Annotated in this window: 13 protein-coding genes and 1 pseudogene; 10 read left to right on the top strand and 4 right to left on the bottom strand. The window is 68.9% G+C overall.

The window, feature by feature from the left end; translation table 11 throughout:
• Nucleotides 1–50: 50 nt before the first annotated feature.
• The 4 genes and pseudogenes from MSPGM_RS10025 (at nucleotide 51) to MSPGM_RS10010 (ending at nucleotide 2,800) form a co-directional block, all read left to right on the top strand.
• On the top strand, nucleotides 51–299 hold the full coding sequence (locus MSPGM_RS10025) for a hypothetical protein (RefSeq protein ID WP_003601969.1): 249 nt from the start codon (nucleotides 51–53) through the stop codon (nucleotides 297–299).
• Between the two features lie 164 nt (nucleotides 300–463).
• A complete protein-coding gene (locus MSPGM_RS10020) occupies nucleotides 464–952 on the top strand; it encodes a hypothetical protein (RefSeq protein WP_261926360.1) in 489 nt (162 codons plus the stop codon).
• 63 nt (nucleotides 953–1,015) lie between these two features.
• Nucleotides 1,016–1,912 carry a diguanylate cyclase gene (locus tag MSPGM_RS10015; RefSeq protein WP_003601972.1) on the top strand — a complete coding sequence of 299 codons (897 nt, stop codon included), beginning with the start codon at nucleotides 1,016–1,018 and terminating at the stop codon, nucleotides 1,910–1,912.
• A gap of 181 nt (nucleotides 1,913–2,093) precedes the next feature.
• Nucleotides 2,094–2,800, top strand: a pseudogene (locus MSPGM_RS10010) (response regulator transcription factor).
• 92 nt (nucleotides 2,801–2,892) lie between these two features.
• Here the strand turns inward: MSPGM_RS10010 and MSPGM_RS10000 are convergent.
• On the bottom strand, nucleotides 2,893–4,308 hold the full coding sequence (locus tag MSPGM_RS10000; RefSeq protein ID WP_003601976.1) for a cytochrome ubiquinol oxidase subunit I: 1,416 nt from the start codon (nucleotides 4,306–4,308) through the stop codon (nucleotides 2,893–2,895).
• A complete protein-coding gene (locus MSPGM_RS09995) occupies nucleotides 4,290–4,472 on the bottom strand; it encodes a hypothetical protein (protein ID WP_012752714.1) in 183 nt (60 codons plus the stop codon). Before MSPGM_RS09995 ends, MSPGM_RS10000 begins: the two co-directional genes overlap by 19 nt.
• Before the next feature lie 146 nt (nucleotides 4,473–4,618).
• Here MSPGM_RS09995 and MSPGM_RS09990 point away from each other — a divergent pair, with 146 nt between their 5' ends.
• A complete protein-coding gene (locus MSPGM_RS09990) occupies nucleotides 4,619–5,713 on the top strand; it encodes a methyl-accepting chemotaxis protein (RefSeq protein ID WP_003601978.1) in 1,095 nt (364 codons plus the stop codon).
• A 19-nt stretch (nucleotides 5,714–5,732) separates the two neighbouring features.
• Here the strand turns inward: MSPGM_RS09990 and MSPGM_RS09985 are convergent, their stop codons facing one another.
• The gene (locus MSPGM_RS09985; RefSeq protein ID WP_003601980.1) at nucleotides 5,733–6,935 is read right to left on the bottom strand and encodes a DNA topoisomerase IB; all 1,203 of its coding nucleotides are present in this window, start codon (nucleotides 6,933–6,935) and stop codon (nucleotides 5,733–5,735) included.
• Nucleotides 6,936–7,018: 83 nt separating this feature from the next.
• Here MSPGM_RS09985 and MSPGM_RS09980 point away from each other — a divergent pair, with 83 nt between their 5' ends.
• Nucleotides 7,019–8,167 carry a glycosyltransferase gene (locus MSPGM_RS09980; protein WP_209688603.1) on the top strand — a complete coding sequence of 383 codons (1,149 nt, stop codon included), beginning with the start codon at nucleotides 7,019–7,021 and terminating at the stop codon, nucleotides 8,165–8,167.
• A gap of 53 nt (nucleotides 8,168–8,220) precedes the next feature.
• Here the strand turns inward: MSPGM_RS09980 and MSPGM_RS09975 are convergent, their stop codons facing one another.
• The gene (locus MSPGM_RS09975) at nucleotides 8,221–8,817 is read right to left on the bottom strand and encodes a hypothetical protein (RefSeq protein ID WP_244426913.1); all 597 of its coding nucleotides are present in this window, start codon (nucleotides 8,815–8,817) and stop codon (nucleotides 8,221–8,223) included.
• 51 nt (nucleotides 8,818–8,868) lie between these two features.
• Between MSPGM_RS09975 and MSPGM_RS09970 the strand changes: the two genes are divergently transcribed.
• The 4 genes from MSPGM_RS09970 (at nucleotide 8,869) to MSPGM_RS09955 (ending at nucleotide 12,395) form a co-directional block, all read left to right on the top strand.
• Nucleotides 8,869–9,531 carry a class I SAM-dependent methyltransferase gene (locus tag MSPGM_RS09970; RefSeq protein ID WP_003603197.1) on the top strand — a complete coding sequence of 221 codons (663 nt, stop codon included), beginning with the start codon at nucleotides 8,869–8,871 and terminating at the stop codon, nucleotides 9,529–9,531.
• Between the two features lie 108 nt (nucleotides 9,532–9,639).
• A complete protein-coding gene (locus MSPGM_RS09965) occupies nucleotides 9,640–10,890 on the top strand; it encodes a NupC/NupG family nucleoside CNT transporter (RefSeq protein WP_003603196.1) in 1,251 nt (416 codons plus the stop codon).
• 75 nt (nucleotides 10,891–10,965) lie between these two features.
• Complete coding sequence (locus MSPGM_RS09960) at nucleotides 10,966–11,304, top strand: hypothetical protein (RefSeq protein ID WP_261926358.1); 339 nt, start codon at nucleotides 10,966–10,968, stop codon at nucleotides 11,302–11,304.
• Nucleotides 11,305–11,411: 107 nt separating this feature from the next.
• The gene (locus MSPGM_RS09955; protein ID WP_003603194.1) at nucleotides 11,412–12,395 is read left to right on the top strand and encodes a hypothetical protein; all 984 of its coding nucleotides are present in this window, start codon (nucleotides 11,412–11,414) and stop codon (nucleotides 12,393–12,395) included.
• Nucleotides 12,396–12,411 lie beyond the last annotated feature (16 nt).

Here is a 12,411-nt window from a genome sequence, read left to right as displayed (position 1 = left end):
CCCGACCGAACCGTTAAAGCGCGCCCGCAGCGGCGCGCGGGCAGGATATCATGAACGCGCACTCCACCGCCGCGGCCGTCCTCGGCCTCGCCCTGATCGGCCTGACCGCGACGCCGAGCCTCGCCGCACCGGGCACGGGCCGCAGCACCACCCAGGTCGCCGAGGCCGCGCAGGTCTCCCAGGCGGCCGCGACGACCTCGGACAGCGACGAGGAGAGCGCCAACTGCAACAAGCAGCGCCGTCGCCTGTGGATCGAGGGCGAGGGCTGGATCGTCCGCCGCGTCACGATCTGCCGCTAAACACGGAACGACGGGCCCGGACGCCATCGGCCGGCAGAGCGCCCGTCTCAGCATTCTGCATCGGCTGGCGGGACGAGGGGGAGCGGAACGAGCATAGGCGCTGCCGATTTGGTTTCATGAATCGCGCATGTCTCGCCGATGCGCCACCGGAGAAGCCCCGCCCCATGCGCCCTGCCCTCGCCGCCGGTCTCGCCACCCTGCTTACACTCGGCGCCGCCTCGGGCGCCGCGGCCGACCCTTATTACGGCCATGGCTACGGCTACGGCGGGGGCGGATACCGCTTCGCCGGTCCGGTGATCAAGGGCGCCTATCTCGGCGCACCGTTCACGCGTCTGCCCAGCACGAGCCGCCTCGTGCCGCCGGCCTGGGGCTACGGCACCTACGGCATTCCCACGGCGGCCGGCATCCGCGACACACCCGTCGCGCGCCCGACCCTGACCGTGATCGAACGGCCCGCGTCCGCCGGTCTCCGCCCCGCAGCCCGCAGACAAGGCGCCCGCGTCCTCTCGAAGGATTCCAGGGGCATCTGGACCGATCCGGCACCCCGTTCCGAGGGGGGGAATTCGGCGCCCAGGTGGTGTCGGTCCGGGTCCCGGCCCGTTCCCGGTAGGGCCGTCGCCCGAGAGGCAGCTTCCGCCCTTGATGCGGTATGAACTCTAGACGGGCCCTTAACCTGTCTTGCGCACAATCTACGCCAATCACCGGGGGGTAGAGCCGTGCACATCGTCATCGTGGATTCGAGCCGTGTCGTCCTGCGAATCGTGGCCGGCATGCTCGAACCGCGGGGTCATGTGGTGACGCAGTTCACGGATTCCGGTGAGGCGCTGGCCTACATCACCGACAATCCGAAGGTCCGGGCCCTGATCACGAGCCTCGAAGTCCGTCCGTTGAGCGGATTGGAGCTGTGCTGGTCGGCCCGCCTGCTGTCCGAGTCGAGCCGTCCGCTCTCGATCATCGCCATGTCCTCGGCCCGCAACGCCCGCAACCTCGCCGAGGCTCTCGACAGCGGCGCCGACGACTTCATCGACAAGCCGCCGGGCGCCGAGGAATTGCAGGCGCGCATGCGGGCAGCCGAGCGCCTCACCACGCTCCAGAGCGACCTGATCCGGCTCGCCGAGACCGATTCGCTCACCGGCCTGCTCAACCGCCGCGCCTTCCTGCAGCGCACACGGGAGGCCGCCCAGATGGCAGGGTCGTTCGGGCATCTCTGCGCCGTGATCCTCGACATCGACCATTTCAAGCGCATCAACGACGAGCACGGACACGATGTCGGCGACGCGGCGATCAAGGCCGTGGCGGGGATGATCGAGGCGGAGGGCATTGCCGGGCGCCTGGGCGGGGAGGAATTCGCGGTGATGCTCGCCGGTCAGCGCCTTACGGAGGCCGAGGCGGTCGCCTCCCGCCTGCGCCTCAAGACCTCCGACCTGCGCATCCGCTCGACCAAGGGGCCGGTGCGGCTCACCTGCAGCTTCGGCGTGAGCGAATGGTCCGAAGGCGAGACCGTCGAGGGCCTTCTGAAGCGCGCCGACATCGCCCTGTACGAGGCCAAGACGACGGGCCGCAATCGGGTGGTCTCGGCGATGTCCGACCTCATCCTGTCCCGGACCGCGTGAAACACGCGCAGCCGGGGCATTGCTCGGCCCCATCCCGTCCCGAAGCGGGACGGTGACCGCCGGGCGGCTCCGCGAGGGAACGTTTCGGGGCAATAAAGGCCCCTAAACCGCTGGAACGACTCTTGTTCTTCTCCATCCGCACAAGCCGCACCGTTCTGCGGCGGGACGAGAGGGGAGCGGCATGAGCCAGGCCGTCAATCACACCGCCAGCCACACGGCGAGCCGGGCTGTCGAGCTTTTGATCGTCGACGAGCCGTCGGGGCTCGACGCACGGATGCGCGCCGAATTGGAGCACGCACCAGCCCTGCGGACCATCGGCGAGGATGATCTGGCTCGAGGCGGTCCGGTGCCGGCCGTTGCGCTGGTCCCGGTGGACGGAGCGGGAGCGGAAGCCGGCTGCGCGCGGATCGCGGCCTTGCGCGAAGGACGGCCCTGGCTGCGGGTGCTCGCGGTGTTCCGGACCCTCGACGCGTCGGCGATGAACCGGCTGATCGCTGCCGGGGCTGACGCCTTCGTCGGCTGCGGCACCCCGGCGGACGAGGTCTGCGCCAGCGTGCTCGCCCTCGCGAAGGGAGCCCCACCCACGCCGTCGGCCGCAGCGGCCTCCGCCTGCCCCCCACGGAGGATCCGGCCATCGGGCTCACCCCGCGCGAGGCCGAGGTTCTGCGCTTCCTCAGTGCCGGCTTCAGCAACAAGGAGGTCGCCCGGCGGCTCTCGCTGAGCGTCCGGACGGTCGAGACCCACCGGCTGAACCTGCGCCGCAAGACGCAGACCGGCCGCCTCAAGGATCTCGTCACCCTCGCCCGCCAGCTCGGTCTCGCCCCGGTGCTCGACACCGAGGCGCCGCGCAGCCCCGCCCGCCACACCGCCCACGCCGCCCGGGCCTGAAGGCCCGGAGCCACATCCGACCCGCTCGCACCGGGCGGACGTTTCCGGGCCATGGTTCCGACGCGCCGGCAAGCGCCTTTCGAGACTAAGCTCTAGATCGAGCGCGGCTCCAGCTTCTCGTCCAGCGCCGAGAGGGGACGCTTGGGCTTGCGGCCGACATCCTCGCCCTGCACCGAGGGCTCGAACGGCTCGGGGCCTTTGCGCAGCAGCTTGGCGAGATAGTAGCTGCCGAAGCCGAAGATGATCGCGTAGGCGACGATGAAGGCGATCAGCGAGGTCGTCACCGCCTGGGCCGTCAGCGGCGAATGGGCGTCCGCCGTCTTGAGCTGACCGTAGACGATGTAGGGCTGACGCCCGATCTCGGCGGTGAACCAGCCGAAGATCACCGCGCCGAAGCCTGAGGGCGTCATCAGCATGGCGCAGGTGAGGAAGACGCGGTTCGTGAACAGCGTGCCCTTCCAACGCAGATACAGGCTCCACAGGCTCAGGAGCAGCATGGCCATGCCGATCGCGACCATGGCGCGGAAGGCATAGAACACCGGCCAGACTGGCGGGCGCTTGTCCGGCGTCACGTCCTTGAGGCCCGGCACCACGCCGGAGAAGTCGTGGGTGAGGATGAACGAGCCGAGCCTCGGGATGCCAATCTCGAAGTCGTTGCGCTCGGCCTCCATATTCGGGATCGCGAACAGCAGCAGCGGCATGTTGGCCTGGGTGTCCCAGTTCGCCTCGATCGCTGCGAGCTTGGTCGGCTGGTGCTTAAGCACGCCCAGGCCGTGGGTGTCGCCGACGAAGATCTGGATCGGCGTGAAGATCAGCGCGAACCACAGCGCCATGGAGAGCGAGACCCGCGCCCCCTGGACCTTCGCCGGCGGCTCCTTGCGGGCGCGCAGGATCATCCACGCGGCCATGCCGGAGACCGCGAAGGCGGTAGTGAGGAAGCAGCCGAGCACCATGTGCGCGTAGCGGATCGGGAAGCTCGGGTTGAAGATCACCTCGAACCAGTCGGTGGCCACCGCCCGGCCGTTCTCGATCGTGAAGCCCGCCGGCGTCTGCATCCAGGAATTGGCCGAGAGGATCCAGAAGGCGGAGATCAGTGTGCCGAGGGAGACCATGCAGGTCGCCAGGAAGTGCAGCCGGTCGCCGACCCGGTCCCAACCGAACAGCATGATCCCGAGGAAGCCCGCCTCCAGGAAGAAGGCGGTGATGACCTCGTACTGGATCAGCGGGCCCAGCACGTTGCCGGTGAAGTCGGAATAGCGCGACCAGTTCGTGCCGAGCTGATAGCTCATCACGATGCCTGAGACGACGCCGAGGCCGAACGAGACCGCGAAGGCCTTCACCCAGAAGCGGTAGAGCACCCGGTACATCGGGTTCCTCGTCCACAGCCACTGCCCCTCGAGCCGGACGAGGAAGGCGGCGAGACCGATGGTGAAGGCCGGGAAGATGATGTGGAAGGCCATTGTGAAGCCGAACTGGATGCGCGAGAGCATCAGGGCGTCGAGTTCCATCGCTTCACCTTCCTGACCGTGGCGTCACCGCGGTTCGCGCGGTCGCGGCTGTCGTGCCGTACGGCCAGCCGCGCCAATTCATCCATCAACCGGTCTTCGACGATGCCGGTTCTCCGCGCCCATCCCTTGTGCGGATTGACCGCGCCGGGATCGGCGATTGCCAACCCCGAACCTTAAACAGGTCAGCCGGCGCGGCAACGCGCTGATTTCTCTCCGATGTCGCGGCTTGAACGTCGCAAAGCGTCTCGATTTAGACCTATGTTAATCCCGTTGCCGATAACACGGTCTGCACGCAAACCGGGTTATCGCCATGCCGGCACCAGCATTGGTTCCTTTCTCGTCCCAAGCCGAAGCCGGGCAACAGCCGGACCACGAGCCGAAGACCATCGCCGACCTGACACGGGAAGTCGGACGCATCGCTCAGGACCGGGTCGGACGCATCCGGCAGATCACCGCCCAGGCGAAGATGCTGGCCCTCAACGCCTTGATCGAGGCCGCCCGCGCCGGGGAGCACGGGCGCGGCTTCTCGGTAGTGGCGCAGGAGGTGCGCGGAATCGGTGCCGAGATCGAGGCGCTGGCGCGGGAACTGGAAACCGGGCTGACCGCGCGGATCGGCGAGTTGCAGCAGGGCGTCGATGCGATGACGGCGAAGGCGGAAGGCGAGCGCCTGGTCGATCTCTCCCTCAACGCCATCGAGCTGATCGACCGCAACCTCTACGAGCGAACCTGCGACGTGCGCTGGTGGGCGACCGACGCGGCGGTAGTCGCCTGCGCCGCGCGGCCGGACCGGGACGGCGGTTCGGGGACCGCCGACTATGCCTCAAAGCGGCTCGGGGTGATCCTCTCGGCCTACACGGTCTATCTCGATCTCTGGCTGTGCGGCCGCGACGGGACCGTCCTCGCCAACGGCCGGCCCCAGCGCTACCCGAACCTGCGCGGGCGCAGCGTCGCGGGCGAGCCCTGGTTCCGCGATGCGATCCGCTTATCGAGCAGCGACGACTACGTTCCCGGCGAGGTCCGGCGCGAGGAGCAACTCGGCGGCGCACAGGTCGCGACCTATGCCGCCGGGATCTACGAGACGAACGGCGCTTCGGCCTGCGGCGTCCTCGCCATCCACTTCGATTGGGAAGCCCAGGCGAAATCGATCGTCGAGGGCGTGCGGATCGCGCAGGAGGACCGGGCACGCACCCGCGTGGTGCTCGTAGACGCACAGCGCCGCGTCCTCGCCGCCTCCGACGGCAAGGGCGTTCTCACCGAGACGCTCGCCGTGGAGCTGAACGGGCGGGAGAGCGGGATCGTCCGCGATTCTCGGACCGGAGCCGTCACCGCCTTTCACAGAACGCCGGGCTACGAGACCTATCGCGGGCTCGGCTGGTACGGCGCCATCGTCCAGAGCGGCACCTGACCGGCGCCTGCGGACCGTCTCACGCCGCCCGTCTGCCCCCGGACGTGCGCTTCGTGCCGGTCGCCCTCGCCTTGCGGCCTCCGGTCTGACGCGGCGGCTCGATCTTCGTCATGCTTTCGCTCGTCGTACCCTTAGACGCGGCCTTCGTCGCCCGTTCCAGACGGGCCCGAAGCAGGCTCAGCACCGCCGCCTCTTCCGGGCGCAGCACATCGAGTTCGTTCTTGAGTTCGCCCTCGACCGCCTCCTTCACCTGCAGCAGCATCCCGCCTTCGAGGTAGCAGTCGAGGATCTGCGGGTGGATGTAGCACTTGCGGCAGATGGTCGGCGTGTTGCCGAGCCGGGACGACACCGACTCGATTGCCGCGCGCAGGTTCTTCTTGGCCTTAGCCGCGTTGTCGAACGCCTCGAACTCCCGCAGCGCCAGGGCCGCCAGCACTGTGCCGGCCCAGGTGCGGAAATCCTTAGCGGTGAAATCCTCGCCCGTGATCTCACGCAGGTAGGCATTCACGTCCGAGGAGGTGACGTCGCGCCGCTGGCCATCCTCGTCGAGATACTGGAACAGCTCCTGGCCGGGCAGGTCCTGGCAAGCCTTGACGATCTTGGCCACGCGGCGGTCGCGCACCGAGACCGACCATTCCTTGCCGCTCTTGCCCTTGAAGCGGAAGCGCATCTCGGAGCCGGCCACCTTCACATGCGGATCGCGCAGGGTGGTGAGGCCGTAGCTCTTGTTGGAGCGGGCGTAATCGTCGTTGCCGACGCGGATTAGCGTGGTCTCCAGGAGGTGGACCACGGTGGCGAGCACCTTTTCGCGGGGCAGGCCGCGCTTGCCCATATCGGCGTCGATCCGCGCGCGGATGCCTGGGAGCGCCTCGGCGAAGGCCATGATGCGGTGGAACTTCGAGGCCTCGCGCGCCTCGCGGAAGCGGGGATGGTAGCGGTACTGCTTGCGCCCCTTCTCGTCGCGCCCGGTCGCCTGGATGTGACCGTTCGGGTGCGGGCAGATCCACACCTCGGTGTAGGCCGGCGGGATCGCGAGGCTTTTCAGCCGGGCGATCTCCTCCGCGTCGCGGACCGGGGCGCCCTTCGGGTCGATGTAGCGGAAGCCCTTGCCGTTGCGCTTGCGCCGCAGGCCGGGCTTGGAATCGTCCACGTAACGCAGGCCCGCATCCCGCGCGGCCTCGCGGGGATCGACCACGCCGGTTCCGACCTCCTCCGACAGCATCACGCCCTCCCTGATCCGTGGGGCATCAACCGGGCGAAAGCCGGCGCTGTTCCGGCGCGGGCCCCGTGCTATGGCCACGCACGATGACCGCCTCAACAGCCTTTTACGCCGGCAAAAGCCTCGTCTTCGTCGTGACCGAGGACTGGTTCTTCGCCTCGCACTTCCTGCCGATGGCGCGCGCTGCCCGGCAGATGGGACTCTCGGTCGCGGTGGTGACGCGGGTGCGTGCGCACCGCGCCGTGATCGAGGCCGCCGGCATCCGCGTCGTGCCCTTGGAAGCCGAGCGCTCCAGCCTCAACCCGATGGCGGCGGGCTACGCCGCGGGCCAGCTCGCGGGCATCCTGAAGGCGTTGAAGGCCGACATCGTCCACTGCGTGGCGCTGCGCGGCATCCTCGTCGGCGGTACGGCCGCGGCGATGGCCGGCATCCCGCGCCGCGTCTTCGCGCTGACCGGTCTCGGCCTGCTCGGCGCTCGCGCGGACGCGACCGGGCGGCTGTCGCGGCTGGCGCTGAAAGGGCTGATCCGCGGCCCGCTCGCGAGCCCGCAGACCCGCTTCCTGTTCGAGAACCCGGACGACGCCCGCGCCCTCGGCCTCGACCCGTCCGACACCGCCGTGACCCTGGTCGGCGGCGCCGGCGTCGATCCCGATTCCTTCGCGCCGCGCCCGCTGCCGCCGCCGGCCCCGCTGAAGGTGGCGATCGTCGCGCGGATGCTGTGGTCGAAGGGCATCGACGTCGCGGTCGAGGCGGTGCGGCAGGCCCGCGCCGGGGGCGCCGCGGTGGAACTCTCGCTCTACGGCGCGCCCGATCCCTCGAACCGCCGGGCGATCCCCGAGGCGACCCTGCGGGAATGGTCGCGCGACGGGATCACCTGGCATGGCCCGACACAGGATGTCGCCGACATCTTCGCCGCCCACCATGTCGGGGCCCTGCCCTCCCGCGGCGGCGAGGGGCTGCCGCGCACGCTGCTGGAAGCGGCCTCCTGCGGTCGGGCGATCCTCACCAGCGACGTGCCGGGCTGCCGCGACCTCGTGCGCGACGGCCGCGAGGGCCTGCTCGTGCCACCGGGCGACGCCGCCGCGCTCGCCGCCGCGCTGACGCGGCTCGCCGCCGACCCTGCGCTCGTCGCCCGGATGGGCGCGGCGGCGCGAGCGCGGATCCTCGAAGGGGGCTACACGGAAGCCGCTGTCGCCGAGACGGTGGCGGGGCTCTACGCGGAGCTTTTGGGTTGATGATCGGAAGGGTCGCGCTCGGCGGAAGACGCAGCTCGATCCGTTGCGGCGATCTAGCAGGTCTCGGCGATCCTGGCGGCACAGTAGGCGACGACGCGATCGCGTTCCTCAGTCGATATCACCGCTTCGGGGACGGCCAGCAGAATCACGCCGTTCGTCACGAAAGCGATCAGGCCCGCCTCGGATCGGACCTCCGTCATGGTCGACCAAGCCTGAAAAACTGCGGCGGCGGGTCCCTCGACAATGACGCCCCGATGGTCAATGCGCGTTTCCGTCCAAGACAGCCTGAGTCGTGCGGACCATTCCGTTTCGATCGCCTGGCCCCCCGAGGCCGCGCAACCTGCCGCGTGCATGAGCACTCCGAGCAGGAATGCATACAGCGCAAGCATGAGCATCCAACTCCCATTGAGGACGAAGAACCTATCAACTCCCCCGAATATCGATGGATACTCTATGTAAGCATCGAAATTATACAAGATAGCGCAAGTTATTATCAAAGCCAACAACACCAGAGCCGCCAATTTTGATCTGATGATCGCCTTGGGCCCCGCATGGGCATCGCGATATTTTTGAGACAGCCGACATAAGGACTGAAATTCTTCAAGAGAAAGAGGACGGGCCTCCAATACAAACGCTTCGCCTTCGCCCATATCGATCAGTATTCCCGAAGAGTAAAAACCTTATGCAGAGCGAGATCTGATTTGGCAACGTTCGACGCGGCTGGCCACGACCCCCTCCGCTTCATCCGCGAGCACACGGCCTTGCGCCCGGTACCGCACGCCCCCGAGATCGTCCTGCACGTCGCCGACGAGGCGACCGCGCTGTGGCAGAAGACCGAGGACGAGTTGGAGGCGATCGGCCTGCCGCCGCCGTTCTGGGCCTTCGCCTGGGCCGGGGGACAGGCGCTCGCCCGCTACATCCTCGACAACCCCGCGACCGTGGCGGGACGTCGGGTGGTCGATTTCGCCTCGGGCTCCGGGCTCGTCGCCATCGCCGCCGCGATGGCTGGCGCGGCCCACGTCACCGCGAGCGACCTCGATCCCTTCGCGCTCCACGCGATTCCGCTCAACGCCGCCGCCAACGGCGTGGCGGACCGCATCACCGCGGATGGCAGCGACCTGATCGGCACGGATGCGGCCTGCGTTCTGGCCGCCGACATCTTCTACGAGCGTGACCTCGCCGCCGCGGTCGGCGGCTGGCTCGGCGACCTGCATGGGCGCGGACGCACGGTCCTGATCGGCGATCCCGGCCGCTCCTACCTGCCCCGCGAACGCCTGATCCCGCTCGTGACCTACGAAGTGCCGGTCACGCGGGCGCTGGAGGATGCCGAGATCAAGCGATCCTCGGTCTGGCGCTTCGCCTGATCCGGCGCCGGCCTCCCTTGCCGGCCTCCCTTGCCGGCCTCCCTTGCCGTCCTGGCCCGGTTCGCGCATGCGCCGGAAGCCCTACCCTCTCCCCGCCCGGTCCGAAAAATGCTCGACAGGTTGTTCCATGCGGGCGCGAGCGTTGCCCTGCTGCTCGCCGTGGCGTGGCTGTTCTCGGTGAACCGGCGGGCGATCCGGCCACGGGTGGTGCTCGCCGCCCTGGCGCTTCAGGTCGGGATCGGCGCGCTGATGCTGTTCGTGCCCGCCGGGCAGAGGGCGCTCGGCGCGGTGGCGGATGTCGTCACCACCGTGCTCTCCTTCGGCGACCGGGGTACCGCCTTCCTGTTCGGCGGCCTCGTCGAGCCGCGGATGTTCGAGCTGTTCGGCGGCTCGGGCTTCATCCTGGCCCTGCGGGTGCTGCCGCAGATCCTCTACGTCTCGGCGCTGATCGGCGTGCTCTACCATCTCGGGGTGATGCAGGCGCTGGCCCGGTTTCTCGGCGCGGGTTTGCGAAAACTGCTCGGCACCTCGCCGATCGAATCGTTCTCGGCGGTCGTCACCATCTTCATCGGGCAGAGCGAGATCGCCGTGGCCCTTCGCCCCTTCCTCGCGGCGCTGACCGGGGCCGAACTGTTCGCGGTGATGACGAGCGGGGCGGCCTCCACCGCCGGCTCGATCCTCGCCGGATACGCCGCACTCGGCGTGCCGATGCCGTATCTTCTCGCCGCCTCGTTCATGGCGATTCCCGGCGGGCTGCTCTACGCCAAGATCCTCGTGCCCTCGACCGAGCCGACGCGCATCCTCACGACACGCGTCGAGTTCGGCGAGGCGCGCGCGGCCAACCTGATCGAGGCCGCCGCCGACGGCACGCAGAAGGGCCTCGGCGTCGCCGTGGCAGTCGGCGCCATGCTGATCGCCTTCGTCGGGCTGATCGCGCTGGTGAACGCCGCCATCGGCTGGACCGGCGGCGTGTTTGGGTTCGCTGGGCTCTCGATCGAGGGCATTCTCGGCGTCGTGCTGGCGCCGCTGGCCTGGCTCTTGGGCGTGCCGTGGGAGCAGGCGACCCTCGTCGGCGGCGCCATCGGCCAGAAGATCGCCTTCAACGAATTCCTGGCCTATGCCAGCCTCTCGCCGATTCTGAAAGCGGGCACCCTCGACCCGCGCACGAGCGCGATCCTGTGCTTCGCGCTCTGCGGCTTCGCCAACCTCGCCTCGGTGGCGATTCAGCTCGCGAGCTTCACCAGTCTCGCTCCCGAGCGCCGACCCGAGATCGCCCGGTTCGGTCTGCGGGCGATCCTCGCGGGCACGCTCTCGAACCTCACCAGCGCAGCCATCGCCGGATTGTTCATCACCGGGTAACGCGCCGAATGAACGGGAATCGGCGAACCTTTCGGCCTGCATCGTCATTCTGAGAGAATGGAGAACGCGCGCGACATGGAACCGGCCCGAGCCACGCCAGCCTCACCGCAGGCTCCGGCACCGGTCACGGCCCGCGATTGGGACGAGCGGGTCGACCGCGCCAGCCAGAAGCTTCCCGAGTCGGTGCAGCGCGGGGTGGCGTGGCTGCGCGATCCGGCGCGCTTTCCGGTGCGGCTGCTCGCCGCGATCCTGCTGATCCTCGGCGGCATCTTCTCGATCCTGCCGGTGCTCGGCCTGTGGATGCTCCCGCTCGGCCTCGCGCTGCTGGCCCAGGACGTGCCCGGCCTCAAGGTGCCGATGGAGAAATCCGCCCGCTGGATCGAGCAGCAATGGCGGCGCTGGCGCGGGAAATAATCCCTACGCCTCCCTCGGCTTTCTGCCGCGCTTGACAGGATATCCGTGGCGGACGACCCATCGCGGATGGGCCTGAGCCGAGAAGGGCTCTTCGGAGACAACCTGTGATGCCGTTGCGTCTGTTCTCCCGCGGGCTCGCCGCCGCCATCCTTGCGGCGACCGTACTGGCGGGGGCCGTGTCCGCCCCCCTGTCGCCGGCGCGTGCCGAGGACGCGATCTTTCCGCCGAGTTCGCGGTTCGGCTTCAAGCCCCCGTCGGACATGACGATCTCGAAGCGCTTCACCGGCTTCGAGCGGCTCGGCGGCGGTGCGATGCTCTCGATCGTCGAACTGCCGGCCGGCGCCTATCCCGAACTCAAGCAGAGCTTCACCGACGAGAACCTCAAGACGCAGGGGCTCGTCGTCCAGACCCGCGAGCCGGTGACGCTCGATGGCGGAGCCGAGGGCGTGCTGTTCACCGGTGAGCTGACGCCCGCCGACGGCCAGGGCACGCCCGCGGCGCGCAAGTGGCTCCTCATCGTCGGCGCTCCGGAGGTAACCGGCATCATCATCGCCCAGGCCGCCGTCGAGGCCGAGACCGACGAGTCGATGCGCGGCATGCTCACGGGCCTGCGCATCCGCGGGGCGCTGTCCCTCGACCAGCAGATCGCCGCCCTGCCCTTCCGCATCGGCGACCTCGCGGGCTTTCGCCCGGTGCGGGCGCTGGCCGGCAATTCCGTGCTGCTGACCCTCGGCCCGCGCGATCAGGTCACCAACCTGGAACAGCCGATCCTCGTGGTCGCCCAGGCGGTGCAGCAGCCGACGCCGCAGGAGCAGCGCGACGGCTTCGCCCGCGCCTCGCTCTACGCCAACCAGACGATGAAGGACTTCGTCATCGAGCGGTCTCAGAGCTATCGCCAGAACGGCATCGATTGGCACGAGATCGTGGCGCGCGCCGTCGACATCCCCTCGAGCCAGCCGGTGGTGGTCTCGCAGACGATCCGCTTCAACCCGGACGGCTACATCCGCGCCGTGGGCGTCACCCGCGCCGACCAGCGCGGGCAGATGCTGCCCCTGTTCCGTCAGGTGGTGGACAGCCTGCAACTGCGCTGAAACCCTCTCCTCCCCG

The sequence above is a fragment of the Methylorubrum sp. GM97 genome (assembly GCF_024347855.1).
Lineage (GTDB): Bacteria > Pseudomonadota > Alphaproteobacteria > Rhizobiales > Beijerinckiaceae > Methylobacterium > Methylobacterium extorquens.
Note: the sequence above shows the minus strand (reverse complement) of the source record. Positions and strands in the feature narration are given on the sequence as shown.

Excerpts from the sequence above, each read along its gene's own strand:
- MSPGM_RS10025 (WP_003601969.1), top strand. The coding sequence starts at position 51 with ATGAACGCGCACTCCACCGCCGCGGCCGTCCTCGGCCTCGCCCTGATC.
- MSPGM_RS10020 (WP_261926360.1), top strand. The coding sequence starts at position 464 with ATGCGCCCTGCCCTCGCCGCCGGTCTCGCCACCCTGCTTACACTCGGC.
- MSPGM_RS10000 (WP_003601976.1), bottom strand. The coding sequence starts at position 4,308 with ATGGAACTCGACGCCCTGATGCTCTCGCGCATCCAGTTCGGCTTCACA.
- MSPGM_RS09990 (WP_003601978.1), top strand. The coding sequence starts at position 4,619 with ATGCCGGCACCAGCATTGGTTCCTTTCTCGTCCCAAGCCGAAGCCGGG.
- MSPGM_RS09985 (WP_003601980.1), bottom strand. The coding sequence starts at position 6,935 with ATGCTGTCGGAGGAGGTCGGAACCGGCGTGGTCGATCCCCGCGAGGCC.
- MSPGM_RS09980 (WP_209688603.1), top strand. The coding sequence starts at position 7,019 with ATGACCGCCTCAACAGCCTTTTACGCCGGCAAAAGCCTCGTCTTCGTC.
- MSPGM_RS09975 (WP_244426913.1), bottom strand. The coding sequence starts at position 8,817 with ATGGGCGAAGGCGAAGCGTTTGTATTGGAGGCCCGTCCTCTTTCTCTT.
- MSPGM_RS09965 (WP_003603196.1), top strand. The coding sequence starts at position 9,640 with ATGCTCGACAGGTTGTTCCATGCGGGCGCGAGCGTTGCCCTGCTGCTC.
- MSPGM_RS09960 (WP_261926358.1), top strand. The coding sequence starts at position 10,966 with ATGGAACCGGCCCGAGCCACGCCAGCCTCACCGCAGGCTCCGGCACCG.
- MSPGM_RS09955 (WP_003603194.1), top strand. The coding sequence starts at position 11,412 with ATGCCGTTGCGTCTGTTCTCCCGCGGGCTCGCCGCCGCCATCCTTGCG.